Source organism: Acidaminococcus sp. BV3L6 (assembly GCF_000468835.1).
GTDB classification, from domain to species: domain Bacteria; phylum Bacillota; class Negativicutes; order Acidaminococcales; family Acidaminococcaceae; genus Acidaminococcus; species Acidaminococcus intestini.
Map to the genome: position 1 here is coordinate 36,796 of NZ_AWUR01000025.1, position 25,422 is coordinate 62,217.

A 25,422-nucleotide genomic window follows, 5' to 3' on the forward strand; every position below is an offset into this window, starting at 1 on the left:
AGAGAAAAAGCGCATCCCAAGATGGGATGCGCTTTTTTTATTGCAAAATTGTTTAAAACCAACAAAAATTAGCTGCGCAATTTTCTATAGCGTACAAATAATTAAATCCGGTTAATGGCCGCAACTCGCTGAGTCATAGCCTTGTGAGTATAAATCCGGTTCGTGATATCCTTGGAAGAGTAATCAAGGATAAGCTATCTTATTTTAAGGTCCACTTCGGCGTTACTGAGAAGTGTCATATTGGTATAGAGCATGCTCATATTATTTTGATAACTCAGGGGGATACTTGGAAATTTGGTCCCGAACAGAATCAAATGATGGCTATCACCATGGCAGCGTCACCTATATGTAGGAGCTGCCGAAATACACAGCTGATCTTGTGAACTGGGTGCGGCGCAGTAGGGATAATCTTTCCGATAAGGAAAAGAAAGCATTGCTGAAGGCCATCCGAAAAGTAAAGGGACAGGCCGATGGATTAAGACCCGATACAACCGCCTACAATCACTTTGGAACGTCGTTATATGAGCTCCTCGAAAAAGTAGACGAGGGAAACAAAAAATCCATTGAGAGAGCCATCCAGACGGCTATAGAGGAAAAAAGCCGGTACGTTGCTGAACGAATTGCCCGGACGGAAGCGGTGAGGGCCCGTTACGACGCGTTCACAGCCCGCTACGGAGAAGATGAAGATGTGGTGGCCTACCAGTGGAAGCTAGGAAGCAGGCATCCGGCGGAAGACATTTGTGATATGTACGCTGATGCTGAACTGTACGGCCTAGGGAAGGGCGTTTTCCCAAAGGACGCCGCTCCGGTGAATCCGGCTCATCCCCATTGCCTGTGCCACTATGCACCGGTGTACCGGAGTGAGCTGGAAGGGAAGAAACGGTCCGATGATGTGGAAGCTGGCGGCAATGCCTGGCTGAAGAATCAGTCTCTCAGCGTCCAGGAGAAAATCCTAGGCGTTAAAGGGCGGGAGGAATGGAAGGCCGGCAGGGCTGGCTGGATGGAGAAGGCAAGGAACTTCGAGATATTGGGGATAAAGGAGAGCCGCCTTTTCCGTGTGTTGGAGAGAAGGAAGAAAAACACGCCTGATTTCTCGGGTTTTAAGGTATTGATGAAGATGAAGTCAGTAAAGGAAATTTGCAGAAAATACGACTTGAAAACGCATGAAATTTCATATAAGATACAGTTAGATAAAGGGAGTATAAGAGGCGGATATTATGGATCCTCAGACCCTAGGTATATTGGCCGGATAGACTTGTTCCCCAATGCGTTCAGGGATGAAGATGAATTGCTCAAAACAATAATTCATGAGAATTGTCACGTGTTGCAATTTAAGAAATACGAATCAATTTATGTGCAACATCATATGGACAGAATGGAAGTCGTAGCAAGACGTTTTGAAAGCTTTTTCTTTTATGTAAAAAGGCTAGGAGAGGATAAGAAATGAAATGGGTTGATGAAATGGTACAACTCAATGATGGAGTGCCTCATGTCAAATGTCCTCTTTGTGGTAAAGAGAACCTTGATTACGGATTTATTTTCATGAGTAAAGAGGATAATATAGGAATTTCGGCCGTTTGGTGCAACGATTGTAACCGTGGCAAGGTGCTAAGTCGCACTAGTCCAATGCCAAACACCAAAGTAATTGAAGATCTTCCAAAGCACATTGAGTTTACGTATTAATATTGCAAGCCCCTGTTTCAACAGCGGGCTTTTTTGATGCCTGAAAGGAGGCACAATGTGAAACCAGAAGAACCTTTTGTTTTGTGCGATAAATATACGAAACTCCAGGTAAAAAAAGAAGATGGTACAACCGTTGCCGCTATTACAACAGACGATTGGGACATGGCTGACGGTTATACCATCGTACTGATTCCTAATTACGAATACAAAGATTAACCTTTAGGAGGAAAAGGGTCATTGCCGTGACTATCTTTATGAGAAATCTGACCATTTCTATTATGAATCACGAGTTTTGACCCTTGATTGCGAGCTATTTTGCGACCAAAATCAGTAGCGTCTGATTTTCTGCTGAAAGTCTTAGTTACTTTTGCATTGTGTTCGCTTAACAGCCCAGTTCCCATTGAGAGGAACAACATGCTGGTTTTTACCCATTCTTATTACCTCCTTTCTTAAGGAGATTACAACAAAACATTCTTCTAAGAGCAGACCTTGTGGCCTGCTTTTTTATTACCCTAATAGCTTCGGCCAGGCGCCGATCTATATACATCAAATTGCTCCGGGCGGGCAGGGTAAGCCCGGCTCATCCCCACTGTCCGTGCCTTTACGCACCGGTCTATAAAAGCGAGCTCAAAGCAAGAAACGGTCTGACGATGTGGAAGCTGGCGGCAATGCCTGGCTGAAGAAACAGTCTCTCAGCGTCCGGGGAAAAATCCTAGGCGTCAAAAGGCGGGAGGAATGGAAGGCAGGGCGGGCTGGCTGGATGGAGAAGGCAAGAAACTTTGAAACCGAGGGGTTAAAAGAATCAAGATTGACCAAAGAATGATAAAAATAACCCCAAAGGTAAACGTCGCATGGCGTGCGCAGATCTTTACTATCGTGAAATTATCAACAACGGGAAGGAAGCATGTAGCGGAAAAATTTAAAGAACACGGGATTGACCATTCGTTTTATTGGGGCAGTTTATGATCATGTTTTTGTAAATAAACATGTTCTCAGTGATGGATATCGGACTTTTGGTAAAAGTTACGATATGGCGGTCTCTTTCCAAAGGTTATTGACGAATCAATCCACAAAGGCCGATTTAGTGCTTTTACGGCATGAGCATATTGAAAGCGCAATAGAAAAAAGGTACAATTAAAAAATCACAAAAGCGCATAGTATGGCTGAACGGAAGTATAGTTACAATCAGGCTTTGAAAAAGGCGGGGAAGATGATTACTTTAATTCTTGATGGGGGTTTAGGTGATGAACTGATTTATCGTTATTCTCCTGATCCTGTAAAAAGTGGCTTGGTTGCGTTCAATCGCAATAATGGAGAATGGCGATATATAAAAAAATTGAGGATTTGCCGGATGCTTATACAGAAATGCTTGCAAATGCAGCGAATAAGGTTATGAACGCCACACAAATTCTTCAGAATTTTGTGGTTGTGTTTTTTTTATGTTAGCGTGACGGAGCCCTTTGTCGTGAGCAGAGGGCTTTTCTTATGCCCGAAAAGGAGAGAAAAACATGAAAAAGGATGAACCCATTCCTGACAACAAGAGCACCGGAAGCGATGCTCCTCGAAAAGGCCAGTGCGCCTGGCATTCGGCTGCATAGGCACCGTCCTTAGGCGGGTTCGGTACTTGCCATACAAAGGCATCAGCTCTCCGCAGTGAGGACAGAGGAAATCGGTATGGCGTTTCTGGCTGGTGACTATCCATTCTGTGGAATCGGCTAAAGGATCTTCGGATGCCAGACAAGGTAATCGGGGTCTTGGCAAAACAGGTCTGCTTGAATAATCTATTGGATAGAGGATTGCTCAATTCTCCTTTATTTTGGCTTGGTTACCTTATATTTTGGGGAATTTGATGTTTTTTTCAATATCTATTTGTCTACGACCTCGCAGGTTTAAACGAAGATCCATTTGATGAAGAACACCATAGGAAAATCGAGACCTGTAAATGAAACTTGTCCTCTTCCATTGACCCAGCTCGGGTAACAATAATATAATGGTAAGTCATGGAGGTTACTATGGACCCAATTATCGAAACAAGAGCGCTCACTCATACGTATGTGGATGGGCAAAATGAAGAAATGATAGCTCTGGATGGCATCAGTTTATCTATCATGCCTGGTGAGTTTGTAGCCATCATTGGCACCAATGGGAGCGGTAAGTCAACGTTGGCTCGTCATTTCAATGCCCTTTTGACGCCGACGAAGGGAACCTGTTTGGTAGGCGGCCTTGATACGTCTGTTGAGGAAAACCTTTGGCAGGTACGTCAGACCGTAGGAATGGTTTTCCAGAATCCTGATAACCAGATTGTTGCAGCTGTCGTTGAAGAAGATGTGGCCTTTGGCCTTGAAAACATTGGCGTGCCGGGACCAGAAATCCGGCCTCGAGTGGAAAAGGCTCTTACTGATGTGGGCATGCTTTCTTACGCTAAGCACGCACCGCATCGCTTGTCGGGCGGACAAAAACAGCGCATCGCGATTGCCGGCGTTGTCGCTCTTGAACCCAAATGCATTGTCTTTGACGAGCCAACAGCCATGCTCGATCCGAAAGGACGCAAGGATATTGTCGATACGGTGCTTCGTCTTAATAAGGACAAAGGCATTACCATTGTCTATATTACGCACAAGATGGAAGAAGCCATTTTGGCGGACCGCGTCATTGCCATGAAGGACGGACATATTGAGCTTATGGGGTCACCGAAGGAAGTCTTTACCCAGGTAGACCGGATCCGTGCCTTGGGCCTTGAATGTCCCCTTGCGGCGGAAGTGGCATCGGCTCTTAAAAAAGGCGGCCGCGACTTGCCGAAAATCCTGACCCATAAGGAGCTGTGTGAAGCATTATGTCCATCGAAGTAGATCATATTTCCTATACCTATATGGCCCATACGGCTCTTGAGAACAAGGCCCTCGATGATGTGTCCTTTACGGTGGATAAGGGCGAATTCGTGGCTCTTATTGGTCATACGGGAAGCGGCAAGTCAACCTTGGCAGAGCATTTGAACGGCCTTCTTCACCCCGATACGGGCGAGGTCCGCGTCGATGGGGTGGACCTTGCAGGAAAGGATGCCGCGGCAAAAGCAGCCCGCGGCAAGGTCGGCATGGTTTTCCAGTATCCGGAACATCAGCTCTTTGCCGAAACCATCTATGAAGATATTGCCTTTGGGCCCCGCAACCAGAAAAAAAGTGAAGATGAGGTGGAAGCGTCTGTGCGGCGCGCCATGGCCTTTGTTGACCTAGATTTTGATACGTTTTCTCAGCGTTCTCCCTTTCAGCTTTCAGGCGGACAGATGCGCCGCGTCGCGATTGCTGGCGTCGTTGCCATGGAACCGGATTACCTGATCATGGATGAGCCCAGTGCCGGTCTTGATCCTGTGAGCCGGGACAACATTTTCTCCCAGCTGATGAAAATCTTCGAAAAGCGCCAAATGGGTGTCATTCTCATTACCCATTCCATGGAGGAAGCGGCCCAGTACGCCAGCCGCATCCTTGTCATGAGCGGCGGCAAACTTCATTTGGACGGGCCCAGCCGCGATATCTTTACAACGGAAGGAAAGACCCTCCAGAGACTTTCCATGGATGTGCCGGAAAGCGTCAAGCTTGCCCAGGAGCTCCGTGAGAATGGCCTTCCCCTTGAGGGAACCCCGCTTACGAAAAAAGAGCTCATCAGGGCCATTCAAAAAGCAAAGGGGTGGAAGGTATGCTGACAGAAATTACGTTGGGACAGTACTATCCCGGGTCGTCGCCCATCCATCACCTTGACCCGAGGACCAAGATCCTGGGCGTCCTGTTTTATATGGTCATGGTCTTTTTGGCATCCGATCCGCTAGGATATGGGCTCTTAATTGCCTTTTTGGTCCTTGCCGCGGGTCTTGCTAAACTGCCGCCCGGTCTTCTGCTGAAATCCATCAAACCCCTCTGGGTCATCATTCTTTTAACCCTCTTGATCCACTTTTTTACCGATCCTGGTGAAGTGCTCTGGCACTGGAAGTTCTTGAGTCTCACTAAGGAAGGCATCATCATGGGCGTCAAGATGTCTCTTCGTCTGGTCCTACTCCTTCTTGTCTCGAGCCTCATGACCTTTACGACATCGCCTATTGTCCTTACGGACGGTATTGAAAGCCTGCTGCGGCCTTTCCGCCGCATTGGCGTGCCCGCCCATGAACTTGCCATGATGATGACTATTGCCCTGCGCTTCATTCCGACCCTTCTAGAGGAAACGGACCGCATCATGAAAGCGCAGATGTCCCGCGGCGCTGATTTTTCATCAGGCAATCTCGTTCAGCGAGCAAAGAATCTGCTGCCGATCCTGATTCCTCTTTTTATTTCCTCTTTCCGACGGGCCGATGAGCTCGCCCTTGCCATGGAAGCGCGCTGCTACCATGGTGGGGAGGGACGGACCCGGATGCATGAACTTGTTTACGGGAAACGGGATGGCGCTGCCCTTGCCGTCATGCTGATTCTCTTTATCGTTCTTGTGTACCTGCGCTGGGGGATGAGCGCATGAAAAAGACCATCATGGCTGTGGTTGCCTACGATGGCACCAATTACCAAGGGTTCCAGCGCCAAAAGGACTATGGTGTCGGTGTCCAGCAAGTCCTTGAAAAGGCGCTTTCCACGGCCCTTCATGAGGACATTTCCATCAAGGCCGCAGGCCGTACGGACGCGGGGGTCCATGCCTTGGGCCAGGTCATTTCCTTTGAAACGTCGTCACCCATTCCTCCGGAGAATTATCGGCGTGCCCTGCAGCATCTCCTGCCGCCTGATATCGCCATTCGTGAAGCCTTTATAAAGCCTGACGGCTTCCATGCCCGTTTTGACGCTCTTGATAAGACGTATCGCTATACCGTCCTTTATGCGCCTCTGCCGGATCCCTGCGCGCGGCGCTATGCTTGGGAAGTGCGGTCGTCCCTGACGCTTGCTGCCATGAATGAGGCGGCTGCCCTTCTAGTGGGGACCCATGATTTTTCTTCCTTTAAGAACCAAGGCAGCGAAAAGACGTCGCCTGTAAGGACCCTTTATGAGGCCTATTGGACGCAGGAAAAGGAACGCTTCACCTTTACGATTCGGGGTGATGGCTTCCTCTACCGAATGGTGCGGAACATCGTCGGATGCCTTGTGAAAGTGGGGACGGGGGAGTGGACCGTCGCTGACTTTGCGGCTGTCATGGCGGCCAAGGACCGGAAAAAAGCCGGCGTGGCGGCGCCTGCCTGTGGATTATCCCTGGTTCACGTATCCTACCCGGAAGAGACTGCAGAGAGATAAGAACTTTCTTTGCAGTCTTTTTTGCTATATCTTAAAGTTATGGATTCATTATCTTTTATTGTATTTTTAAACGTGGGATGCCCTTGGTATACTAGGTGGTGGGTTCTTATAGAAGGGTAAGGAGATCTATCGATATACCATCGATTGTATTTTCTGTTAGGCTTTAGTAAAATAGGAATTCAAAAAAGAAACTTGGAGGAGGCTGTTTATTTTGATTTTTGGGAAGCATCAAGTGGCCCTAGGTGTCCTGGGGATGCTTATTATGGGGCGTGCCCTGCCAGTATGGGCAGCTGAAACTGCTGATGGGAACGTGCAGGAAATTGTCATTACGGCAAACCGGATGGAAAATAAGAAGGTTGATACACCGGCCAATGTGAGCCTTGTTTCCAGTGAAGACCTGACGAACTGGAACAGCCGTTCCGTTGCCGACGCCCTTGAAAACGTACCGGGCGTACGGGTTGTACGAAACGGTCTTGGCACCAATGGAGCGAATGTATATCTTAATGGGGAAGAACGGGTCCTTTTCCTCGTGGATGGCCGCCGCGTCAATACCAGTATGGGGAATACGTCGACGCGGGAGACCTTTGATGCCAATACGCTGCCGCCTGTGGATCTGATCGATCATATTGAAATCGTCAAGGGCGGTGCTTCCACCGTATATGGGGCTGACGCCGTGGGCGGTGTCATCAATATCATCACCAAATCCCCGGAAAAGGTTTCGGGCAAGGTCCATGTGGGCTACGGCTCCTGGGGCAACCAGCAGTGGGGCTTTGATGTAGGCGGTAAGGAAGGAAAGACCGGTCTTGTTGTGGCAGGAAATAGGGAAAAAGTCTCCTACCTCAAATATAAGGACACGAACGGCGATACCAAGAAATGGCCCGGTCAGTCCAACTACACGCAGGACAGCATGTCCCTCAAACTGACCCAGGACTTCACTGACCAGGATGGCCTCACTTTTACCTATGATTATTCCGATCTCGATGGGTTCAGCCCCTATTCTGTTGTAGATTATTACAGTTCCTCTTTTGTGACGAAAAAGACCAATAACGTAAGCCTTATGTATGACTGGAACCGCAATGAAAAAAACAGCGGTTTCCTGCGGGCTTACCGGAACTACAACCACTATTATAACTACGGTCATATGTACGAAATGGACTGGGCCGTAGAAGGACAGCAGAACGTGGCCCTTTCCGATACGAACCGTCTCCTTGCTGGGGCCGAGTTCCGTCATGCCAGCGTCAACAATACGGACTTTTATGACGAGAAAAAAAGCTATGAAAATCGTTCCCTTTATCTCCAAGATCAATGGGAATTGGCACCGACGTGGCAGCTCAATACGGGCCTTCGCTATGACAACTATCACAATCTGGCAAGCCGCACAACAGGAAGCGCTGCTATCAATAAGAAGTTTGATGAAGATAGCCATGCCTATTTCGCGTGGAATCAGGTCTTCAAGGTCCCGAATATGGATGACCTCTATTACTGGTCTTCTTGGGGCAATGGCGCTGGTTATTTTGCCAATCCTAACCTTAGGCCGGAAACGGGCAATGTCTATACCTTGGGCTGGGACTTCAAATCCTCTCCGTCAACGGATTGGCATGTGAGCGCCTTCTACAGCAATCTCCATGATGCGATTCGCTGGGTCACAGATGACTATATGGCCTATCATACACTCAATGTAAGACGCGAAAAGAAACAAGGCTTTGAAGTTTCGGCAACGCATAAACTGAATGACCATTGGGACCTCAATGCATCCTATACGTATGTGAAGGTCCGTAAGGATGAAAGCGGCGACGGCTATGTCCGCGACCTTAACTATGCGCCCAACTATTATCAGTTCGGTGCCCGCTACCATGATGATGCGTGGAACGTGAACCTTGTGGGCCGTGCAGCAAATGGCCTATCTGGACAGCGCTATGGGGAAAATCGCTATCTTACGCTGGACCTCAATGCCCGCTATACCTTTGATAAGCACTGGACGGGCTTTGCCACGATCTATAACCTCAATAATGCTGCCTATGCGGAAATGGGCGGTGCCCTAAACGGTCAGGACCACTATCCTATGCCGGGCCGCCGCGTCATCGTTGGGGCAGAATATAAGTTCTAAAATAGGCCAAATCCTCCTTACAGGAAGGGCCAACCATGATATAATAAGGGAACCGCTTACGGGCGGTTCCTTTATTGCTTACCATGAAAGGAGGCGTCTCATGAAAAGAAAGCCTGCGCTTTTATTGTGCGTCCTCTTCCTTTTTCTCTTGCTGCTGACGAGCTGCGGCAAAAGCACTACAGAAGGCGCTTATTCGGCGGTGGATGCCCGGGGAAAGACCGTTTCCCTTTCCCACGAGCCGCGGCGCATCCTGACAGACTCCCTGCACCTTGACGAGACGCTCCTTACGGTTGTTCCTAAAAGCCATCTTGCAGGGGCCTATTATCTTGACGGCGAGCCCGGTCTTTCCTTTATTGCCAAGGAAACAGAAACGCTCACAAAGGTGCGGGAGTATACGCCGGAACGCATTGCTGCCTTACAGCCTGATGTCTTTGTCGTGTCAGACTGGTCAGACCCTCTGCTTGTAAAAAAAGTAGAAGAAATGGGGATTCCTGTTTTTTTCTGCCACGGACCTGTTACGGTCGCCCAGATTGAGGATAATGTGCGCCTCCTTGCCCTTTTGACGCGGCAGGAAATCGTGGGCCGTAAGGTCATTGCCAGAATGGAGCGCGAACTGGACGAGATTGAAGAGGTTACTGCAAGCCAAAAAGGCCGCAAACCGGTGGGCATCCTCCTTTCTCTCATGAGCCAGTACGGTGGGGCAGGGTCCCTTTACGATGAATTGGCCGCTCGCGGCGGCTGGGTTAACGGTCTTAGTAAGGGAGGATTGAAAAACGGGATGCCTTTATCGAAGGAAGCTATCCTTGCAGCGCGGCCTGACTTTTTTCTCGTCTCTGACCCCTATCCGTCTGAATATGAGGACTATGAGCATTTTTTGCAAGGCTTTTTCGCTGATCCCTTTTACGCATCCTTGAGGGACTCTGTACGGATGGAACGACTGGCCGATCGTTACGTCTATGATGCATCGCCTATGGCGGTTTACGGCATCAAGAAAATGAGCAATCACGCCTATGGCAAGATTCTTTTTCCTGACGAACCGGAAGAACTCCTGAAAGGATATGAACCATGATCGACCTTATCGATGTGACGGCAGGCTACAGGAATCGGCCTATAATCAAGAACTTTTCCCTTCGGTTGGAACGGGGCAATTTTGTCGTCCTCATTGGCCCCAATGGGGCGGGAAAAAGTACGCTGCTGCGGGTTATGGCAGGCCTTTTGCCGATCAACCGCGGAATGCGCCATCTTGACGGAAAGGATTATGAACGTTATTCACGGCGTCTTTTTTCCCAGCGCGTGACCTATCTTCCCCAAGACCGGAACCTGTCCCTTCCTTATACGGCCGGGGAAATCGTCCTTTTTGGTGCCTATGCCCGTCATGGGCTTTGGGAAACGCTGGGTGAATCGGAACAGCGTAGGGCTCGTGAGGCCCTCAAACAGGTCGGGGCAGCTGCCCTTTTTGATCGGCCGGTGACAGAACTATCCGGTGGAGAGCGGCAGCGCGTCCTTCTGGCCCGCTCTCTTTTTGCGGGTGGGGAGACTTACCTGCTTGACGAGCCAACGGCAGAACTTGATCCTGTTGAAGAAGAACGGGTCATGCATACCTTTCAGGGACTTTCCCGGAAAGGGGCCTGCGTCGTCATGGCCCTTCATGATCTGTCCCTTGCCGCACGTTATGGAAATCAATTGGTCCTGCTTGGAAAAACGGGAGCCATCGCAGCCGGGCGTCCTGCCGAGGTCCTTGCTGCGGGCGTACTTTCAAGGGCCTATGGCGTTCCCCTTCAGGTAGAACGCAGCGAAGGGTTCATTATTACAGAAGATAAAGGAAATCATCCTACTAAGGAAGAAGGAATTTGGGAATGATTGGTATCAAACAAGGCGTTGAATGGTTTTTGCGGGGCGGTCCTGTCATGTGGCCCCTGCTCCTATGTTCTATGGCCTCATTGGCACTCATATTAGATCGCTTTGCTTTTTTTCATCGGGCCGATACGGACCGCAGCTTTGCCCGTACTTTTTGCAAGGCTTTGCGCCGCAATGACTGGCAGGAAGCTGATCGTGTCGCCCAAGCGACCAAGGGTGGGGAGGCTCATCTTGCCGTGCGGCTCCTTGATGCACCGGAAGAAATTCGCGCCCAAGAAGCCTTTATCATGAGCGAAAGCAAACAGGTTCTTGACCGTTATAAGGAAGGCCTTTCCTATCTATCCGTCATCATTACCTTGGCGCCTCTTTTGGGACTCCTTGGGACCATTACGGGAATGATGGCTTCATTTGGAAACCTAGGTTCCCGCTGGGAAAATCCCTTTGCCGTGACAAGCGGCATTGGGGAGGCCCTCATTACTACGGTCTTTGGTCTTGCCATTGCCATCGTGACTCTTTGCTGCCATGCCTATTTTGAGGAACGGGTCCACCGCATTGCCCTTGATATGGAAATGATTGCCAGTACTTTCAGCGAAGCCATCGTGCGCCAAAAGAAAGGAGACCAGTCATGATCCGTCTGACTGATGACTCGGAAAAGGAGCCAATCATCCAGCTAAGTCCTATGATTGACCTTGTGTTTCTGCTCCTTGTGGTCTTCATTGTGGCGACGATGTACCTTACCCAGACCCATGCTCTCCCTGTTAATCTTCCCAAAGGAGAGGCCCCCCTTGTTGAGCAGAAAGCAGTAACGGTTACGATTGATAAAAAAGGAACCCTCCATCTGGATGGAAAGGCACTTTCACCGAAGGAACTTGAAGAGGCTGCGCAGCAGCTTCCTAAAGCGACTCCTGTCATCGTGGAAGCAGATGAAACCGTGCCTTATGGCCGGGTTATGGGAACCCTTGAAATCCTGCGCCGCGCCCGCGTCACAGATTTTTCCCTTGCTGTAGAAGGCGGTAAGGCATCATGAAGCGTTTGCCCTTAAAAGGGCCTTTGCTGCTGTCCCTTGTCCTTCATCTTATTCTTCTTTTTGCCGTAGGATTGATGGCCGGCCGGCGTACGATCCAAAAACCACGTCTTCTTATAGGCGTAAAGCTTATGGAGCCGGGCCGTGGGACAGAAGGTCACGATTCTTCTGCAGGCGGCAGCAAAGAGGCTTTGGAACATTCGCTTTCCTCCCTTACCGCTTCTATGCTGGAAGAAGGCCCTGTGAAGGATGATGCGTCGCCTGATAAACCGCGGAAAGCCTCCATGGCATCCTACACAGGGAATGGGTCCGCTGGTGGAAAAAAGGCACCCATGGAATCAGGGGCCGGTACTGGAAGCGGAACGGGAATCGGCGTAGGCAGCGGTGATGGCAACGGTGACGGCCGTGGCGGCGCTTCCGGGGAAGGCAATGATGCTTCGCGGGGGGCAACGCTGACGAGCTACCGCAAGATCTATCCCCAAAGTGCCCGTCGAGCCGGTGAAACAGGGAGTGTCGATGTTGGTGTTGCCGTCAGTGAAGAGGGCAGCGTAACAAGTGCTTGGGTGACTGCTTCAAGCGGTTACGAACGACTGGATCAAGCCGCCCTTGATTCAGCCTACACTTGGCATTTTGACCCTGCCCTTGATGCAGCCGGCCGTCCCATAGCAGGAGAAACCGTGATTCGTGTTCGTTATGAATTGAACTGATTGTGAAAGGATGGATTGCCATGAAAAAACTTATGACAGCACTTTTCATTTCAGCAGCCCTTGGTATGCCGTTTTTAGCTGCTGCAGAGGCGAAGGGAATCGACCTTGTCCAAGCCGCTCATCTGACGGTTGAGCAAAAACTTGAAGGGACCGTGCATAATCAAGTGGTCTATGCCCAGAATGGTCTTGCAATATGGGATCAGATCATTGAAAAAGAGTCCCTTGCCATCCACTATCCAAAGATTCATTTGGCAGGTCATGGGGATGAGGCCCGGCGCATGAACCGTTATTTTCGGAAACGGGCCAAGTCATCGATGAAAAATTATGAAAAAGCGACGCTCCCTGATGCGAAACTGACAAGTCATGTCAATTATCTGCTTTCCTATCATGGCGATCAGTTTCTTTCCTTCCGGGAATATGGCTATGATTACTTTGAACGGGCGGCTCATCCAACGAGCTGGGAATTGGGTGTGACTTTTTCCATAGAGACGGGCCGGCCTGTTTCTTGGCAGGAAGTGCTTGCGGCGGAAGGAAAGAAAGCTTATACGTTAAAGGAAATCAATCGCCGCCTCTTCGCGTCGTCCTATGGAAAGGCGCATGCTTTTTATTACGATTTTAAGGGCCTCACGGCACTTCCTAAAAATTATTACCTAGATGAAAAGGGAACCATCCATTTTGTTTTTGGACAATACGAAATTGCTCCTTATTCAAGCGGAATCATTGATCTTCCGATGAACTGAGGAATCGCCCCATGAGGCGAAACGGAGGTCTTCCCCAAGGAAGGCCTTTTCTTTGCAAAGTTTCGTTAACCTATATAAAATATAGTTGAACGAAAAAGAAAAAAAGAGTAGGATAACAGCGTATGAAACGAGTACTGGATTTTATCAAAGCCTTGGGGGCGTTCCAAGGAAAACGCTATGACCACAGCTATATTGGGCGAGTAAGCATTGCTTTTTGGGGCGAGGAGGATGCTTCCTGCACGTTTTCCTGCCACCGTCAGTGGCAGAAAAAAAGCGTGGAATGCCTGCGCGTGGAAGCAACGAACAAGGCAGGAATCCTTGTGGGTCTTTTGGAAGCTTGGATTTTCTTTTCTCCCAATATCGTTCCTGCAATACCCAAACAGGATCCTTTTCCAATGGGGACTCTGTGGAAGACCTATTCCCGTGAGTCGGTCATTCAGTTTGCCAAGGAAACAGGGGACATGAATCCCATCCATTTAGCGGAGCGTCCCGTTGTTCAGGGGCTCTTGCTCCTAAAGGACCTTGCTGCCTATGGGAACGATCCGGACTTTTTATCCATGACATTTTCGTCACCCCTTTACGTTGGGGAACCTATTTATCTTGTGGAGGAACCTTGCCATGACCGAAAACTCTATGCATCAAGCTCGCGGGACTTTGTCCGCTCAATCGTCCGTCCGGAAGATGACCTTGACGGGTGTCTGTGTCGCGCTGTTAGCGGCTTCGGCGTACATTTCTTTTCCGCTGCCTTTTACTCCGGCCATGGTGACGGCACTCACCATCATGGTTAATTTCGTTGCTTTTGTCATGACCCCCAAGGAAGCGGGACTGACGCTCTTGATCTATCTTTTATTGGGAATTGTCGGAGTTCCTGTCTTTGTTGGCGGGACGAGCGGGATTGCCAAGATCATTGGACCAACGGGCGGTTTCAATATTGGATTTTTGGTGGCGGCTATGGTGATGAGTGCTGTACGCGGCAAGAGCCATGATTTCAAGAAACTCATCATGACGGGAATCTTTGTCGGCATGCCCATCATCTATATTGGCGGCTGCATCAGTATGTATGCCGTAAACCGCGTCAGTGTTTGGGCTACCCTTTTGACGGCCGTCATTCCTTTCCTTTTTGGAGATGTTGTCAAAGTTGTCATTGCTGCCATGATGGCCGTTAGGGTCAGTAAATTCCGCGTAGGTGCCTGATGGAGGAGGCGGTCTATCTGTTAGGGGGACTTAGAAGTCCCATTGGCCTTACTGGCGGTGTTTTTCAAGCGATTCGTCCGGAAGAATTGGGGGCTGCCCTCTTCCGGGCGATTTTTGCTAAGCTGCCTGAGGCAAGAAAAGCAGACGAAGTGATGGGGGGCAATGCCGTTGGGAGTGGGGGAAACCTCATGCGTCTTACGGCCCTTATGGCAGGACTTGATGAAAAAGTGCCTGCCCTGACCCTTGATATGCAGTGTGCGTCTGCCGCAGCGGCGATTGTTATGGGGTATGCCAAGATTCGGAGCGGTCTTTCGGACCTGATCATCTGCGGCGGCCTGGAATCGACCAGCCTTCAGCCTCTTCGACAGTATGCCCCCAAGGATCCTCGCTATCATGAAAAAGGCTTCATGGTGGCCCAGTTTTCCCCGGATACGATAAGTCCCCGAGCCATGCTCGAAGGCGCGGAACGGACGGCTCAGCTCTTTGACGTAACGCGGGAGGAACTTGATCCTTGGGCCGTGAGGAGCCATGCTCGAGCGGCTGCGGCTAGACCTGTTGTAGCCCCTTTTATCGCCCCCTTATTCGGTGTTTGTGAAGATGAAGGCATCCGGCCTCACTTTTCCCAAAAACTGGCACGCCGCATGCCGACACTCTTTACGGAAGAAGAAACGAGGAACCTTCTGGGGGATGCGGCACCGATTCGGAAAATCGTCCCGACCTTGACCGCGGCAACGAGCTGCCTCACTCATGATGGGGCGGCCTTTGTCGTCCTTGCGTCGCAAAGGAAAGTGGCGGACCTTGGACCCCACGTAAAACCGCTGGCACGGATCATAGGCGCTGCCGACGTTGGTGTTGATCCACGGTTAAGTCCTTTGGGGACCCTAAAGGTCGGAGAAAAGCTCTTGCAGCAGGCTGGACTTCATTTTTCTGACATGGACAGCATTGAATATAATGAAGCCTTCGCGGTGATCAGTGCTCTGTTTGCCCGGCAGCATCCGGAAGCCTTGGATGCCTATCTGCCTCTAGGAGGTGCTCTTTCCTATGGGCATCCTTACGGCGCAAGCGGGGCTATCCTGACCCTTCATGCTTTGGCCCATCTCACGCGGAAAAAGGGACACTTTGGCCTTATTGCTGTGGCTGGGGCCGGTGGAACGGGCAGCGGTCTTTTATTGGAACGGGTGTCATGATGAATTATATGGATCTATTGCTGACGCAGGCAGGAAAACTGCCGCAAAAGGTGTTTCTGGTGACGGAAACGAAACGCTTGACCTATGAGGCCGTGTGTGATGTGGCTCTTTCCTACGCAGCGCGTCTCCAGTCCCTTTCCTGCCCCAAAGGGACGCTTCTTATTGTCCGGAAAGACCCGGTGGCCCAGCTCACTGCTTTTTTAGGTGCCCAAAAAGCAGGGTTTGTGCCTATTTTAGGTCATCCGGACCTGACGCCTCTTCTAGCGGAAACACTGTCCAAAAAGCGGGGCATTGCCTATATTGATGATGGGCAGTTCCGAGTGGGGCAATCGGGGAGCATGGTGCCCCAAGGGGCCATTATGGGCGTCCTCAGTTCCGGCTCAACTGACCTGCCCAAGCTTCTTTTTCGGACTTATGAAAGCTGGGCTGATTTCTTTCCTGAGCAGTGCCGCATTTTTGGCCTCAAGAGGGATTCCGTTGCCTTTACGGAAGGAAGCATGAGCTTTACGGGAAATCTCAGCGTCTTTGCCAGTGTGCTTTATGCGGGGGCTTCGCTTGTCATGGGAGAGGGGCTTTATCCCAAAAGATGGGAAACCCTTCTTTATCGGGAAGGCGTCACCTATCTTTACCTTGTTCCTGTTAAACTAAAACTCTTTTTGCGGATCATCAGGCACCCTTTTCTTTCTGTCACTACTGTTATGGCGGGGTCCCAACTCCTTGACCGCGATACAGCAAAGGCCTTGAAGCGGGCTTTTCCCCATAGTGAGATCTATCTTTATTACGGAGCCACGGAACTCAATTATGTTACGTACCTTACCTACAAAGAACTGCTCCAGCATCCTATGAGCGTTGGGCGTCCTGTGAAAGGGGTCAGCGTCGACATTCGGGATGGCCTGATCTATATTGATACCCCGTATCATGTAGCGGGCCTTTCCCAGCCTTGTACCTTGGGGGATGAAGGCTTTTTTGATGAAGCAGGATATCTAATCTTTTTAGGCCGAAAGGGGGATGTGGTAAGCATCGGCGGTCTGACCATCAGCTGCAGCAAAGTGGAAAACGCGCTCTTGTCATTGCCTTATGTGTCGGATGCCATTGTCCTTTCTGTAGCCGATAGAAAGCGGGATGAAACCATGGCCGCTTTTCTTGTCCTTAAAGAAGAAAAGAACCAGTCGGCCATCCGGATGGACCTTAAGACCAGGCTCATGATTCAGGAAATGCCCCGTTATCTCATCATCTGCTCTGAACTGCCTCTTACTGCAGCTGGAAAGGTTGATCGCAGAGCCCTTCTAAAAATGCTCGAAAACAAAGGAAGTCCGATTGTCTGATAGGAAAACTCGTTGCTTTACCTCTCCTCATCCCAATGAACCTTTCTGGTTGATTGGGACTTTTTTGTTGGGGAAGGTCCCTTTTATTGGAATTTTTACCTATTTTTGCCCTTTTTCCTGTTCCTTTCGCAATTTTTTCACAACCCTTATTTGAGATTACCCCGTGAAAAAGGTATACTATAAAGATAGAATCTATTGTCTTGTACAAAAGGAGAGTCTTTCTATGCGGATACATCATTCATTGGTTCTTGCCGTTCTTCTGTCTTTGGGAACGACCGGTACGGTCTTTGCAGAAACAGTCCCTGCCGTGGCTGCCCAAACGGAATCTGCAGCAACCCAGACACAGCAGGCTGTGCCTTCACTGCCTGTCATTCCCTCCGATGAAAATGGGGAAGTCCTCGATCCCAGTCTCTTTAAGGCCGTAAAGACGGTTTCAGGGGAAACGCTAAGTCTTGGGGATGGCTATGCAGCTTCTCAGCAGGATCAAAATGCCTTGTACTTCCAAAATGGGGCCAACATCACGGTAACCCACAGCAATATCAGTAAGCTGGGGCATACGACGAGCATCAAGGGAAGCCGCCTGAACGGCCAAAATGCGCTTGTCCTTTCACATAACAGTACGGCCCTTTTGGAAGGCTGTGTCCTTAACAGTCAGGCTGATGGAGCGGCTGCGGTGTTTGCTGCTGGACCGGAAGCTTCCGTGAAACTCCATAACACCAATGTACGCACGTCGGGACTTTGGTCTCCTGGTCTTGCCGTTCAAAAAGAAGGCAAGGCAGAAGCCAATAATGTCAATATCGGTACGACCGGTGCTTATTCAGCGGCACTTTCCGCGGGGGGCGGCAAATCGACCGTGACCGTGACCCAGAGTACCCTTTCGACGACGGGGGTTGAAAGCCCCATCATTTATTCCGGCGGTGATATTGCTGTTTCCGAAGTGCGCGGCGGGGCTGGAGCTTCCAGTCTTGTTGTCGTTGAAGGTTCCAATGTAGCCCATCTTGAGTATGCGGACTTTACTGGCGGTGGTACAGAAGGCATCCTCCTTTACCGTCAACTCAGCAAAGTCCCCGATGCTGACCATGTGACCCGTTTTTCGGCCAAACATGCCTCCCTGCGTCACGTTGGGGCAGGCCCCATGTTCTTTGTGACGAACACCAATGCCCGCATCTATGCAGAAATGACAGGCTTTCAGTATGAAGGTAAAGAGCTCATCCGTGTTGGGGCCAGCCACTGGGGCAAAGAAGGTCAAAATGGGGCTGTCCTTGAATTCATCGGCAATAACCAGCCGATGAGCGGTGATATTACGGTTGACGACTTAAGCTCCGTCACCATGACCCTTCAAAACGAAAGTCATTGGTATGGGAGCATCAATGAAAAGAAAACGGCCAAATCCGTCAAGGTTGGCCTTGACGGAAAATCAACATGGAGCCTTTCCGGAGACGCCCATGTAAACATCTTCATCGACGGTGATACGACGCTGAAGAACATCACGGGGAACGGATACTGCATTTTCTATGATTCGGCAGATCCCTTGAATCACTGGCTTGAGGGCAAGACCTTTACGCTTACAGGTGGCGGCGCCGTGACGCCGGAACCGGCCGTCATGACGGCAAAATAAGGAGTCTTGTCTCTTCCTTCCTGTTCTAGATTGGAGGCCCATCCATGAAACGTCTGCAAAAGCTAGCTGTCTTCCTTCTTGCCCTTCTCCTTGTGACCGTGCCCGCCCTTGCGGCTGCACCGACCAAAGCCGATAAAAAAGAGGCTGAGCGCCAGGAACTTCGCACGAAAACATACCAAGCCCTAAAGCTTCTTTACGAAAAGAAACCGAAATCGAAACGGGCCATTGAGCATGCCTACGGCTACGCTGTCTTTGTCGATACAAGCTACACGGCCGGTTTCATTGGCGGCGGTCACGGAAGAGGCCGGGCTGTCAATAACAGTAATGGTACGGAAGTCTTCATGAAGATGGCCCAAGGAAAATTGGGCCTTGGCCTAGGTGTCCGCCAGACCAATACAATCTTTGTCTTTGATACGATCGATGCTTTTACCAGCTTCATCACCAAAGGCTGGACATTTGGCGGACAGGCTGCGGCAGCTGCCACGGATGATGTCCATGGTGACAGCCTTGAAGGGTCCTTCCAGGTAGCACCGGGAATGTGGATGTATCAAATGACGACCAAGGGGCTTGCGGCGGAACTGACGGCAACAGGAACGCGGTTCTATGTTGACAACGACCTGAATAAAACGCAGATTCCGGCGGTCAAGGAATAAGTTATGGAAGACCAGCTGACCCTTTCCCCCGTTGCCTATTATGAAGGCCCTTTGACGGAGAAGTTTGGCCTGCCTCGGCAGAGCGGGCTGGTGCCGGAAATTGAAGGCACCCTTGTCTTTACGCCGCCGTATCGGATGCGGGAAGCGTTCCGCGGTATGGAAGGCTTTTCCCATCTGTGGCTGATCTGGGGTTTTTCAAAGAACCATACTTGGTCCCCGACGGTGCGTCCGCCCCGCCTTGGCGGCAATGAACGGCTCGGCGTTTTTGCCACCCGCGCGCCTTTTCGGCCCAATCCCTTGGGACTCTCTCTTGTAGAACTTGTAGAAATCAAGGACGGCGGAGTCAAGGGAATCCTTCTCGTTGTACGGGGAGCTGATCTGATGAGCGGCACGCCTATCTATGATATCAAGCCCTATATCCCTTACGCCGATGCTCGTCCTCAGGCACGGAGCGGCTTTGCCACAGGACCTGATGCCGAACTTTGCGTGAAGTGCGATGAGGCCCTTCTTGCTCCTTTTACGCCTACCCAGCGGCAGGCCCTCAAAAAGGTCCTTGCTCAAGATCCGCGCCCTCATTATCAGCATGATGCCCAGCGAATCTACGGGATGAGTTTTGCTGGCTTTGATGTGCACTTCCGTATCGATGATAGAACGGTTCTTGTGACAGATATCCGAAAAGGATCTTCTGATTGATTTATTTTGAAAGGAGCCTATTCCTATGAAGAAAAAAATCCTGGCTTTGACTCTTGCCCTTTGTGCCTCCCTTTCTGCAGCGGCGATTCCTGTATCTGCGGAAGTGGAGACAAAATCAGCGGCCATTGCCAATATTGATATGAGCTGGCCCTATATCAAGGCCGACAATAAGGCTGCAACAAAGGCCATCAACAGTGACCTCCGCGTCTATATGGATGATTTCCGCTACGATTATATGTATCGAAAATTTTTGAGCGGGCGGACCTGGTTTGAAACGGCCTACGAAGATAAAGATATTGCCAGTGTAGTGCTCTATGATCTGCGCAATGATGGGAAGACCAATACGACAACGGTCCATGCCATCAACTACGATTTAAAGACAGGGCAGCGCATTCCACTGGAAAAGGTCTGCCGGATGACAGTGGATGACCTCGTGAAAAAGGCAGCTACTAGCTTCTATCGCGATGGTTATATTCGCATAACGCCAAAGAAAATGCCTACCCGTGTACCCGAAGATTATGTCTTTAACCAAAATGGCGGCATTACCCTTTATTTTCAAGTCGGAGAGGTGGGGGACCTCCTTGATGGAAATGTAACGGCTCGCTTTACACAGGAAGAAATCAGGGAAATCAATGCGCAGCATCCGCTTCACTGAAAAAACGCTTACACGTGCGCTTACAGCAGGGGTCCTTATGGGATCCCTGTTTCTTCCATTTTCAGCAGGCGCAGCATCCCCCGAGCGCACTGCTGAATCTAAAAGCGTTCCTGCCGCAGCGGTTTCAGCACAGGAAAAGGTCAGCCAAGAAAAGATCGTCAAGGAAAACCTTAAGATTGCCGGTACGGCCCTTATGTGCGCCGGCACGTACAGCATGGGTGAAGGCAGCAGCGAACACAGCCTCTTTTCTGACTATGGGTGGGACGTTTCGCCTTTTCGTGCCGCTTCGGATGATACGGACGTCCATTTTGCTGTCGCTGTAAGCAAAAAGGCCTACGGCAGGACGTATCCAACTATTCTTGCTTTTCGAGGCAGCCAGACCAAGACGGATTGGAAGACCAATTTCAGGGCGTCCCTGGTCCCCTTTGACGAGAAAAACAAAACGGCCGATCCGAAAACCGTTCCCAGCGTCCATGAAGGGTTTGAACGCTATGCCGCAACGGTCCTTCGGACGCCCATGGACCTTGATGGCGATGGCAAGGAAGAAATGGTTGCCCCTTATCTCAAACAGCATCCAGACCGCAGGCTCTACCTCACCGGTCACAGTCTGGGCGGCGCGGTTGCAAGCCTTGTTGCGGAACGTCTTGTGGAAAAGGGCGTTCCTAAAGCTCAGGTCCCGGTCATTACTTTTGGTGCGCCTGCTGTTGGCAATAAAGCTTTTGCCGATGTCTATGGGAAGCGAATTGACCTGATTCGGGTAGTCACAAGCCTTGATCCCGTACCGGGCAGTCTTCAGACTTTTTTTGGAGGTGACTTTACCCAATTTGGAAAGGTGGTCAAATTTAACCTTTCGAAGAACTATTCTGGATATCAGCATCCTGTTTCCTTTTATCTTGACCTTGCCCTGCGGCGTTTTTATGATTCCTATGATGAAGCGGTCAAAATGGGCCTTCTTCAAAAGGTTCCTTTGGCGCAGGAACAAGGGAAAAAGCCGATGTCAGCCCTTGCGCTCTATACGACGGAAGATTCCTTTGATGATCGTTTTTCGCCCGATCTGGGGCGATTTGTCCTCGATGATTATCGGGCGATGTTGCCGCGGTATACAGTGCTTGACGTAAAGCACGAAAAAGAGGATAATTTTCGCATTGAGGAAGGCACGCTTATGAAAGCCGCACAAAAGGCCGGTGCCTCGTACCTTATCATCGTGACCCTCGATATAAAGCGCCTTGGACAGAGCCGGGCCTTTTATATCACGCTCTCGCAACATGTACGGAGTCTAGAAGGCCCTGGACTTTCCACGCTGACCATGGGCAGTACCCGTGTCAGCTTTGACCAAGGACTGACGCAGGCCACGCTTTCCCTTCTTGAAGATCAAAAAGCGGTCATCAGAAACCTCCTTCCCTTTATAAGGACAGAAGAAAGGCTCTGGAATCTCACCCCAGGAGATGATACGAGTGAAAATCATTGATGCTCATATGCATTTTGCCCGCTTTCCCGGATTTGATGAAGTTGCCCATCATGCTGGACATGAAAATACGGCAGCCCATTACCTTGCAGCCTGCCATGAGAATGGCATTGTCATGAGTATTGTCATGGGCAATGCCTCTGGCGGTAAGCCCCAGTTTGGCGGGATTGTACCTCAAGTGCCTGATCTGGCCGGCCCTTTTGATCTGCTTCATTACAATCAGGGAAAGGAAATCTGCTACTGTGTAGGCATCCAGAGTGAGCAGCTGACCCTTGCAAACTGTGAAGCGTCGGCTAAGGAGACGGACCGGTTCCTCAAGACGCCGCAATGTGTCGGAATCAAGATTTATACAGGCTACAATCGGGTCTATGCCAAGGATCCCCGTCACGAACCTTTTTACGCCCTTGCCGAAAAGTATGATGTGCCCGTCTGCTTTCACATGGGGGAGACGGCTGGCGGCCATGGTCTTTTGAAATATGCCCATCCTCTCACCCTTGATGAGACTGCAGCTTCCCATCCCCGTGTACGTTTTATCATTGCCCATGTGGGAAGCCCATGGATCCTTGACGCCGTAGAAGTCATGGCCAAGAATGAAAACGTCTATATCGATGTTTCGGGCCTCCTCGTTGGCCGCGCCAGTGGGGAGGAATATCTCAAAAAACAGCAGGCCTATTTTGCTTATCTGCGCATGTGGCTTGATTACGCCGAGCGCTATGACAAGGTCATGTATGGGACCGATTGGCCCCTTATCAACATCAAGAGTTATTTGGATGTCATGAAGGCGGTGATCCCGGCAGAACATCACGAAGACGTTTTTTATAACAACGCCCTGCGCTGTTACAAAAAAATCGAAGGCCTTTTATGATGCTGTGACCCAAAGGGTACTGAAAGGAGAAATGACATGATTACAGGAACGCAAAAAGAAATCGACCGCATCCTTCCCTTTATGACAGGACGCCTCCAAAAGGCCCTTGCTGCTGTACGGGACCTGGATCTTGAAACACTGCCCCTTGGAAAGACTATCATTGACGGCGAGGAAATCTTTGTCAGCACCAATGAATATGAGACGGAACCTTTTGAGGACCGACGTCCGGAAAAGCACGAATGCTATATCGACATCCAGCTCATGGCAGAAGGTACGGAAACACTGGGCTTTACGGATGTAGAACATGTTTCCGATATGACCGAAGATCGGCGTAAAACGAGTGATGTCTCTTTCTATGGCAAGACAGAACGGGAAAACGTTGTAACCCTCCAAAAAGGGGACTTTGCCATCTTCTTTCCTTGGGAAGTCCATCGGCCCAACTGTGAGGCTCAAGAAGGAAAGCCATCCCATGTGAAGAAAGCCGTTGTAAAAGTGCGCTTTGACGGGAAATGAGAGACGAAGGATCTGGAAGGACGCTTTTTTCAGATCCATTTTTTGTATTCCTTTCTTTCCTTTGTCGTTTCCTTACAATCCGGAACGGAAACTCAAAAAAAGTGGGACGGACAAGTAACATTTTGATGTTGCAAATATCTTGAAATTTTGTAAAATGGAAGCATAAGGAAAAGTCTGTGTTGCTTTTCGAGTGTTAAGGGAGGTCATCATTATGGCATGTTTTATCGTACCTGCAGCAGAAGCGATTGCTGTAACGGCAGCAACGAAGCTTTTGGGTCATAAAAAAGCAGAAAAAAACAGCAGCGTTCGGACTCTTTTCGTAACGGAAAAATTGGGCTGGCTCAACAAGATGCTCTGGGGCGGCAGCGCGCTCCTGGCCTTTGAACATCTTTGGCATGGTGAGGTCGTTCCTTTCTTCCCCTTCCTGTCGGCCATGGAATCAGCGGAAGAAACGGCTTCCATGCTTCATGAAATGGGTACCGTTGGGGCCGGTATGGCGCTCATGGTGACCGGCGTCTGGATCGGTATGGTTGCCGTCAGCCGCGTTCTTGAGAAAAAGGCGCTCCGCGAAGCAAAATCCGCCGGAAGCGAGGCCTGATCATGACCCTGCTCATCACCGTTTTTGCAGCGGTTGCGGCAACGGCGCTCTGGTATGGGTCGGACTCGCGGCATCAGATGAAATGGGGGACCCTGTGCTGGCTTTTTTGGGGTGCTTCCCTCATGTGGCTGGTGGATGCCATCTTTGAATATCGGGAACTGGGCGCGAGCTATTTCACACCCGACTTGGAATCCCTTGTGAATGATGCGTTCCTGGGCCTTTCAGTTGTGGCCCTAGCCCTTGTCATATGGATTGTCAATCTCTTGATTACAGATCCCAAGCATGTTGTCCGGAATGAACTGATCCACAAATCATAATACGCAGGGGACCATGGGATGCCATGGTCCCTTTCCTTAGGAAGGAGACAAAACCATGTTTTTGGATGAAGCCCTCAAAAAAGAACCCAAATCCCTTCAAGAGACGTTTCATACCTGGTATGACTTCATGGAAGACCGCATCACTTTTGGTCAGTTTGTGAGCCTTTTGCATACGAAGAACCACTGTGCCCGGGTGCTCCTTTATTGCCTGAAGATTGCCAACCTGGCCAAGCTTTCTGAAGAAGAACGGAGCGTTCTTGTGAAGGCTTCAGTATTCCACGATTCACGTCGGCAGGACGACACGCGTGATGTTGGACACGGTGCGCGGGCTGCGGAAAACTTCAAAGCCTTTGCTGAACGCGGCGAAGTGGCTTTTGACGAACGAACCTATCTTATCATGGCCTACCATGACAGGGATGACGAACAGGGTAAGGAGGCCTTGCGGAAAAAGGGCCTTGAAAAAGCGATCCTGCTCTATGATATTTTCAAGGATGCCGATGCCTTGGACCGCTGGCGCATTTCCCCAACCGCCCTTGATGTGCGCTATTTGCGGACGGACTGGGCCCGGGGCCTTGTGGCATACGCAAAGCGCCTGGTGGCAGCAACGACCTTGCCCCACGCAAGGTAACAAAGAAGACTCTCCTGATCTTGTCGGGGGAGTCTTTTTTATGTGTGACCAACTTGTTTTTGTGCTGCCGTCCCGTCGGAAAGGTTCCATTCCGGCACGGCGTCAGCCTTTTTGAGGAGGGGGGGTACATAGCTTCCCAGTTTTTGCTTGGATGGGCAGCGACGGTGAGACTCTGCAGGAGGAAAGGATAACAGGACGTTTCAAGGCAGCAGGATGGGAATCTTTCCATCCACTTTCCTTTCCGTCATCTTTAAGGGGAAAAGAGAATGCCCTGACGCGCTAAAAGGTAAGCAGAAAGGCGCCTTCTTCCTTACGATGGCAAGGAATGAAAAGCAGCA

Annotated in this window: 29 protein-coding genes and 1 pseudogene; 29 read left to right on the forward strand and 1 reads right to left on the reverse strand. The window is 50.3% G+C overall.

All coding sequences use genetic code 11. The annotated features are described in order from the left end of the window. The first annotated feature begins 433 nt into the window (after positions 1-433). Genes HMPREF1246_RS05155 through HMPREF1246_RS05165 form a run of 3 tightly spaced genes read left to right on the forward strand, consistent with a single transcriptional unit; the run spans position 434 to position 1,899 of the window. Positions 434-1,447, forward strand: a complete 1,014-nt coding sequence (locus tag HMPREF1246_RS05155) for a hypothetical protein (protein WP_021736914.1) — start codon at positions 434-436, stop codon at positions 1,445-1,447. Beyond that, positions 1,444-1,683 carry a hypothetical protein gene (locus HMPREF1246_RS05160; protein ID WP_016459737.1) on the forward strand — a complete coding sequence of 80 codons (240 nt, stop codon included), beginning with the start codon at positions 1,444-1,446 and terminating at the stop codon, positions 1,681-1,683. Before HMPREF1246_RS05155 ends, HMPREF1246_RS05160 begins: the two co-directional genes overlap by 4 nt. A 57-nt stretch (positions 1,684-1,740) precedes the next feature. Next, positions 1,741-1,899 (forward strand): hypothetical protein, encoded by a 159-nt coding sequence (locus HMPREF1246_RS05165; RefSeq protein WP_021736891.1) that lies wholly within the window; start codon positions 1,741-1,743, stop codon positions 1,897-1,899. On the opposite strand, the pseudogene HMPREF1246_RS05170 reads toward HMPREF1246_RS05165, so the two are convergent. Beyond that, positions 1,896-2,115, reverse strand: a pseudogene (locus HMPREF1246_RS05170) (DUF2188 domain-containing protein). The gene HMPREF1246_RS05165 and the pseudogene HMPREF1246_RS05170 sit on opposite strands and share 4 nt — an antisense overlap. Before the next feature lie 727 nt (positions 2,116-2,842). On the opposite strand from HMPREF1246_RS05170, the gene HMPREF1246_RS05175 reads away from it, so the two are divergent. The 26 genes from HMPREF1246_RS05175 (at position 2,843) to HMPREF1246_RS05300 (ending at position 25,084) form a co-directional block, all read left to right on the forward strand. Beyond that, a complete protein-coding gene (locus HMPREF1246_RS05175) occupies positions 2,843-3,079 on the forward strand; it encodes a hypothetical protein (RefSeq protein ID WP_035224381.1) in 237 nt (78 codons plus the stop codon). A 616-nt stretch (positions 3,080-3,695) separates the two neighbouring features. Continuing rightward, positions 3,696-4,532, forward strand: a complete 837-nt coding sequence (locus HMPREF1246_RS05180) for an energy-coupling factor transporter ATPase (protein WP_021736906.1) — start codon at positions 3,696-3,698, stop codon at positions 4,530-4,532. Then, positions 4,517-5,380 carry an energy-coupling factor transporter ATPase gene (locus HMPREF1246_RS05185; RefSeq protein ID WP_021736889.1) on the forward strand — a complete coding sequence of 288 codons (864 nt, stop codon included), beginning with the start codon at positions 4,517-4,519 and terminating at the stop codon, positions 5,378-5,380. The genes HMPREF1246_RS05180 and HMPREF1246_RS05185 overlap by 16 nt, the downstream gene beginning before the upstream one ends. Continuing rightward, complete coding sequence (locus HMPREF1246_RS05190; RefSeq protein ID WP_014128147.1) at positions 5,374-6,180, forward strand: energy-coupling factor transporter transmembrane protein EcfT; 807 nt, start codon at positions 5,374-5,376, stop codon at positions 6,178-6,180. The genes HMPREF1246_RS05185 and HMPREF1246_RS05190 overlap by 7 nt, the downstream gene beginning before the upstream one ends. Next, positions 6,177-6,938, forward strand: a complete 762-nt coding sequence (gene truA / locus HMPREF1246_RS05195; protein ID WP_009015552.1) for a tRNA pseudouridine(38-40) synthase TruA — start codon at positions 6,177-6,179, stop codon at positions 6,936-6,938. Before HMPREF1246_RS05190 ends, truA begins: the two co-directional genes overlap by 4 nt. A 211-nt stretch (positions 6,939-7,149) precedes the next feature. Then, a complete protein-coding gene (locus HMPREF1246_RS05200) occupies positions 7,150-9,045 on the forward strand; it encodes a TonB-dependent siderophore receptor (protein ID WP_021736902.1) in 1,896 nt (631 codons plus the stop codon). A gap of 100 nt (positions 9,046-9,145) precedes the next feature. After that, positions 9,146-10,114, forward strand: coding sequence for an ABC transporter substrate-binding protein (locus tag HMPREF1246_RS05205; RefSeq protein ID WP_009015550.1), 969 nt, complete (start codon positions 9,146-9,148; stop codon positions 10,112-10,114). Next, complete coding sequence (locus HMPREF1246_RS05210) at positions 10,111-10,905, forward strand: ABC transporter ATP-binding protein (protein WP_009015549.1); 795 nt, start codon at positions 10,111-10,113, stop codon at positions 10,903-10,905. Before HMPREF1246_RS05205 ends, HMPREF1246_RS05210 begins: the two co-directional genes overlap by 4 nt. After that, the gene (locus HMPREF1246_RS05215; protein WP_014128149.1) at positions 10,902-11,531 is read left to right on the forward strand and encodes a MotA/TolQ/ExbB proton channel family protein; all 630 of its coding nucleotides are present in this window, start codon (positions 10,902-10,904) and stop codon (positions 11,529-11,531) included. The genes HMPREF1246_RS05210 and HMPREF1246_RS05215 overlap by 4 nt, the downstream gene beginning before the upstream one ends. Then, on the forward strand, positions 11,528-11,929 hold the full coding sequence (locus tag HMPREF1246_RS05220) for a biopolymer transporter ExbD (protein ID WP_009015547.1): 402 nt from the start codon (positions 11,528-11,530) through the stop codon (positions 11,927-11,929). Before HMPREF1246_RS05215 ends, HMPREF1246_RS05220 begins: the two co-directional genes overlap by 4 nt. Then, a complete protein-coding gene (locus tag HMPREF1246_RS05225) occupies positions 11,926-12,633 on the forward strand; it encodes an energy transducer TonB (protein WP_009015546.1) in 708 nt (235 codons plus the stop codon). Before HMPREF1246_RS05220 ends, HMPREF1246_RS05225 begins: the two co-directional genes overlap by 4 nt. A 20-nt stretch (positions 12,634-12,653) precedes the next feature. Then, positions 12,654-13,373: an RsiV family protein gene (locus HMPREF1246_RS05230; RefSeq protein ID WP_016459734.1), complete on the forward strand. Its 720-nt coding sequence runs from the start codon at positions 12,654-12,656 to the stop codon at positions 13,371-13,373. A gap of 122 nt (positions 13,374-13,495) precedes the next feature. Next, positions 13,496-14,161 (forward strand): MaoC family dehydratase, encoded by a 666-nt coding sequence (locus HMPREF1246_RS10825; protein ID WP_021736916.1) that lies wholly within the window; start codon positions 13,496-13,498, stop codon positions 14,159-14,161. Then, positions 14,154-14,567, forward strand: coding sequence for a biotin transporter BioY (locus HMPREF1246_RS05240; protein WP_014128150.1), 414 nt, complete (start codon positions 14,154-14,156; stop codon positions 14,565-14,567). Before HMPREF1246_RS10825 ends, HMPREF1246_RS05240 begins: the two co-directional genes overlap by 8 nt. Beyond that, positions 14,567-15,754, forward strand: a complete 1,188-nt coding sequence (locus HMPREF1246_RS05245; protein WP_021736909.1) for a thiolase family protein — start codon at positions 14,567-14,569, stop codon at positions 15,752-15,754. Before HMPREF1246_RS05240 ends, HMPREF1246_RS05245 begins: the two co-directional genes overlap by 1 nt. Continuing rightward, the gene (locus HMPREF1246_RS05250) at positions 15,751-17,079 is read left to right on the forward strand and encodes an AMP-binding protein (protein ID WP_021736911.1); all 1,329 of its coding nucleotides are present in this window, start codon (positions 15,751-15,753) and stop codon (positions 17,077-17,079) included. Before HMPREF1246_RS05245 ends, HMPREF1246_RS05250 begins: the two co-directional genes overlap by 4 nt. Positions 17,080-17,302: 223 nt before the next feature. Further along, positions 17,303-18,697, forward strand: coding sequence for a hypothetical protein (locus tag HMPREF1246_RS05255; protein ID WP_021736895.1), 1,395 nt, complete (start codon positions 17,303-17,305; stop codon positions 18,695-18,697). Positions 18,698-18,741: 44 nt separating this feature from the next. Next, the gene (locus HMPREF1246_RS05260) at positions 18,742-19,350 is read left to right on the forward strand and encodes a YSC84-related protein (protein WP_014128152.1); all 609 of its coding nucleotides are present in this window, start codon (positions 18,742-18,744) and stop codon (positions 19,348-19,350) included. A gap of 3 nt (positions 19,351-19,353) precedes the next feature. Further along, positions 19,354-20,043, forward strand: coding sequence for a tRNA (N6-threonylcarbamoyladenosine(37)-N6)-methyltransferase TrmO (tsaA, locus tag HMPREF1246_RS05265; protein WP_021736898.1), 690 nt, complete (start codon positions 19,354-19,356; stop codon positions 20,041-20,043). Between the two features lie 25 nt (positions 20,044-20,068). Further along, positions 20,069-20,698 carry a hypothetical protein gene (locus HMPREF1246_RS05270; RefSeq protein WP_021736912.1) on the forward strand — a complete coding sequence of 210 codons (630 nt, stop codon included), beginning with the start codon at positions 20,069-20,071 and terminating at the stop codon, positions 20,696-20,698. 37 nt (positions 20,699-20,735) lie between these two features. Next, positions 20,736-22,166, forward strand: a complete 1,431-nt coding sequence (locus HMPREF1246_RS05275; RefSeq protein WP_231368242.1) for a lipase family protein — start codon at positions 20,736-20,738, stop codon at positions 22,164-22,166. Then, positions 22,144-23,028 carry an amidohydrolase family protein gene (locus HMPREF1246_RS05280; RefSeq protein WP_231368243.1) on the forward strand — a complete coding sequence of 295 codons (885 nt, stop codon included), beginning with the start codon at positions 22,144-22,146 and terminating at the stop codon, positions 23,026-23,028. The genes HMPREF1246_RS05275 and HMPREF1246_RS05280 overlap by 23 nt, the downstream gene beginning before the upstream one ends. Before the next feature lie 36 nt (positions 23,029-23,064). After that, positions 23,065-23,541, forward strand: coding sequence for a YhcH/YjgK/YiaL family protein (locus HMPREF1246_RS05285; protein ID WP_009015534.1), 477 nt, complete (start codon positions 23,065-23,067; stop codon positions 23,539-23,541). A 211-nt stretch (positions 23,542-23,752) separates the two neighbouring features. Beyond that, the gene (locus tag HMPREF1246_RS05290; protein ID WP_009015533.1) at positions 23,753-24,139 is read left to right on the forward strand and encodes a hypothetical protein; all 387 of its coding nucleotides are present in this window, start codon (positions 23,753-23,755) and stop codon (positions 24,137-24,139) included. Positions 24,140-24,141: 2 nt separating this feature from the next. Further along, positions 24,142-24,456: a hypothetical protein gene (locus tag HMPREF1246_RS05295; protein ID WP_009015532.1), complete on the forward strand. Its 315-nt coding sequence runs from the start codon at positions 24,142-24,144 to the stop codon at positions 24,454-24,456. Between the two features lie 55 nt (positions 24,457-24,511). Further along, positions 24,512-25,084: an HD domain-containing protein gene (locus tag HMPREF1246_RS05300; RefSeq protein WP_009015531.1), complete on the forward strand. Its 573-nt coding sequence runs from the start codon at positions 24,512-24,514 to the stop codon at positions 25,082-25,084. Positions 25,085-25,422 lie beyond the last annotated feature (338 nt).

Coding starts and splice junctions, on each gene's coding strand:
- HMPREF1246_RS05160 (WP_016459737.1), top strand. CDS start 1,444: ATGAAATGGGTTGATGAAATGGTACAACTCAATGATGGAGTGCCTCAT.
- HMPREF1246_RS05175 (WP_035224381.1), top strand. CDS start 2,843: ATGGCTGAACGGAAGTATAGTTACAATCAGGCTTTGAAAAAGGCGGGG.
- HMPREF1246_RS05180 (WP_021736906.1), top strand. CDS start 3,696: ATGGACCCAATTATCGAAACAAGAGCGCTCACTCATACGTATGTGGAT.
- HMPREF1246_RS05185 (WP_021736889.1), top strand. CDS start 4,517: ATGTCCATCGAAGTAGATCATATTTCCTATACCTATATGGCCCATACG.
- HMPREF1246_RS05190 (WP_014128147.1), top strand. CDS start 5,374: ATGCTGACAGAAATTACGTTGGGACAGTACTATCCCGGGTCGTCGCCC.
- truA (WP_009015552.1), top strand. CDS start 6,177: ATGAAAAAGACCATCATGGCTGTGGTTGCCTACGATGGCACCAATTAC.
- HMPREF1246_RS05205 (WP_009015550.1), top strand. CDS start 9,146: ATGAAAAGAAAGCCTGCGCTTTTATTGTGCGTCCTCTTCCTTTTTCTC.
- HMPREF1246_RS05210 (WP_009015549.1), top strand. CDS start 10,111: ATGATCGACCTTATCGATGTGACGGCAGGCTACAGGAATCGGCCTATA.
- HMPREF1246_RS05215 (WP_014128149.1), top strand. CDS start 10,902: ATGATTGGTATCAAACAAGGCGTTGAATGGTTTTTGCGGGGCGGTCCT.
- HMPREF1246_RS05220 (WP_009015547.1), top strand. CDS start 11,528: ATGATCCGTCTGACTGATGACTCGGAAAAGGAGCCAATCATCCAGCTA.
- HMPREF1246_RS05225 (WP_009015546.1), top strand. CDS start 11,926: ATGAAGCGTTTGCCCTTAAAAGGGCCTTTGCTGCTGTCCCTTGTCCTT.
- HMPREF1246_RS05230 (WP_016459734.1), top strand. CDS start 12,654: ATGAAAAAACTTATGACAGCACTTTTCATTTCAGCAGCCCTTGGTATG.
- HMPREF1246_RS10825 (WP_021736916.1), top strand. CDS start 13,496: ATGAAACGAGTACTGGATTTTATCAAAGCCTTGGGGGCGTTCCAAGGA.
- HMPREF1246_RS05240 (WP_014128150.1), top strand. CDS start 14,154: ATGGTTAATTTCGTTGCTTTTGTCATGACCCCCAAGGAAGCGGGACTG.
- HMPREF1246_RS05245 (WP_021736909.1), top strand. CDS start 14,567: ATGGAGGAGGCGGTCTATCTGTTAGGGGGACTTAGAAGTCCCATTGGC.
- HMPREF1246_RS05250 (WP_021736911.1), top strand. CDS start 15,751: ATGATGAATTATATGGATCTATTGCTGACGCAGGCAGGAAAACTGCCG.
- HMPREF1246_RS05255 (WP_021736895.1), top strand. CDS start 17,303: ATGCGGATACATCATTCATTGGTTCTTGCCGTTCTTCTGTCTTTGGGA.
- HMPREF1246_RS05260 (WP_014128152.1), top strand. CDS start 18,742: ATGAAACGTCTGCAAAAGCTAGCTGTCTTCCTTCTTGCCCTTCTCCTT.
- tsaA (WP_021736898.1), top strand. CDS start 19,354: ATGGAAGACCAGCTGACCCTTTCCCCCGTTGCCTATTATGAAGGCCCT.
- HMPREF1246_RS05270 (WP_021736912.1), top strand. CDS start 20,069: ATGAAGAAAAAAATCCTGGCTTTGACTCTTGCCCTTTGTGCCTCCCTT.
- HMPREF1246_RS05275 (WP_231368242.1), top strand. CDS start 20,736: ATGGGATCCCTGTTTCTTCCATTTTCAGCAGGCGCAGCATCCCCCGAG.
- HMPREF1246_RS05280 (WP_231368243.1), top strand. CDS start 22,144: ATGATACGAGTGAAAATCATTGATGCTCATATGCATTTTGCCCGCTTT.
- HMPREF1246_RS05285 (WP_009015534.1), top strand. CDS start 23,065: ATGATTACAGGAACGCAAAAAGAAATCGACCGCATCCTTCCCTTTATG.
- HMPREF1246_RS05290 (WP_009015533.1), top strand. CDS start 23,753: ATGGCATGTTTTATCGTACCTGCAGCAGAAGCGATTGCTGTAACGGCA.
- HMPREF1246_RS05295 (WP_009015532.1), top strand. CDS start 24,142: ATGACCCTGCTCATCACCGTTTTTGCAGCGGTTGCGGCAACGGCGCTC.
- HMPREF1246_RS05300 (WP_009015531.1), top strand. CDS start 24,512: ATGTTTTTGGATGAAGCCCTCAAAAAAGAACCCAAATCCCTTCAAGAG.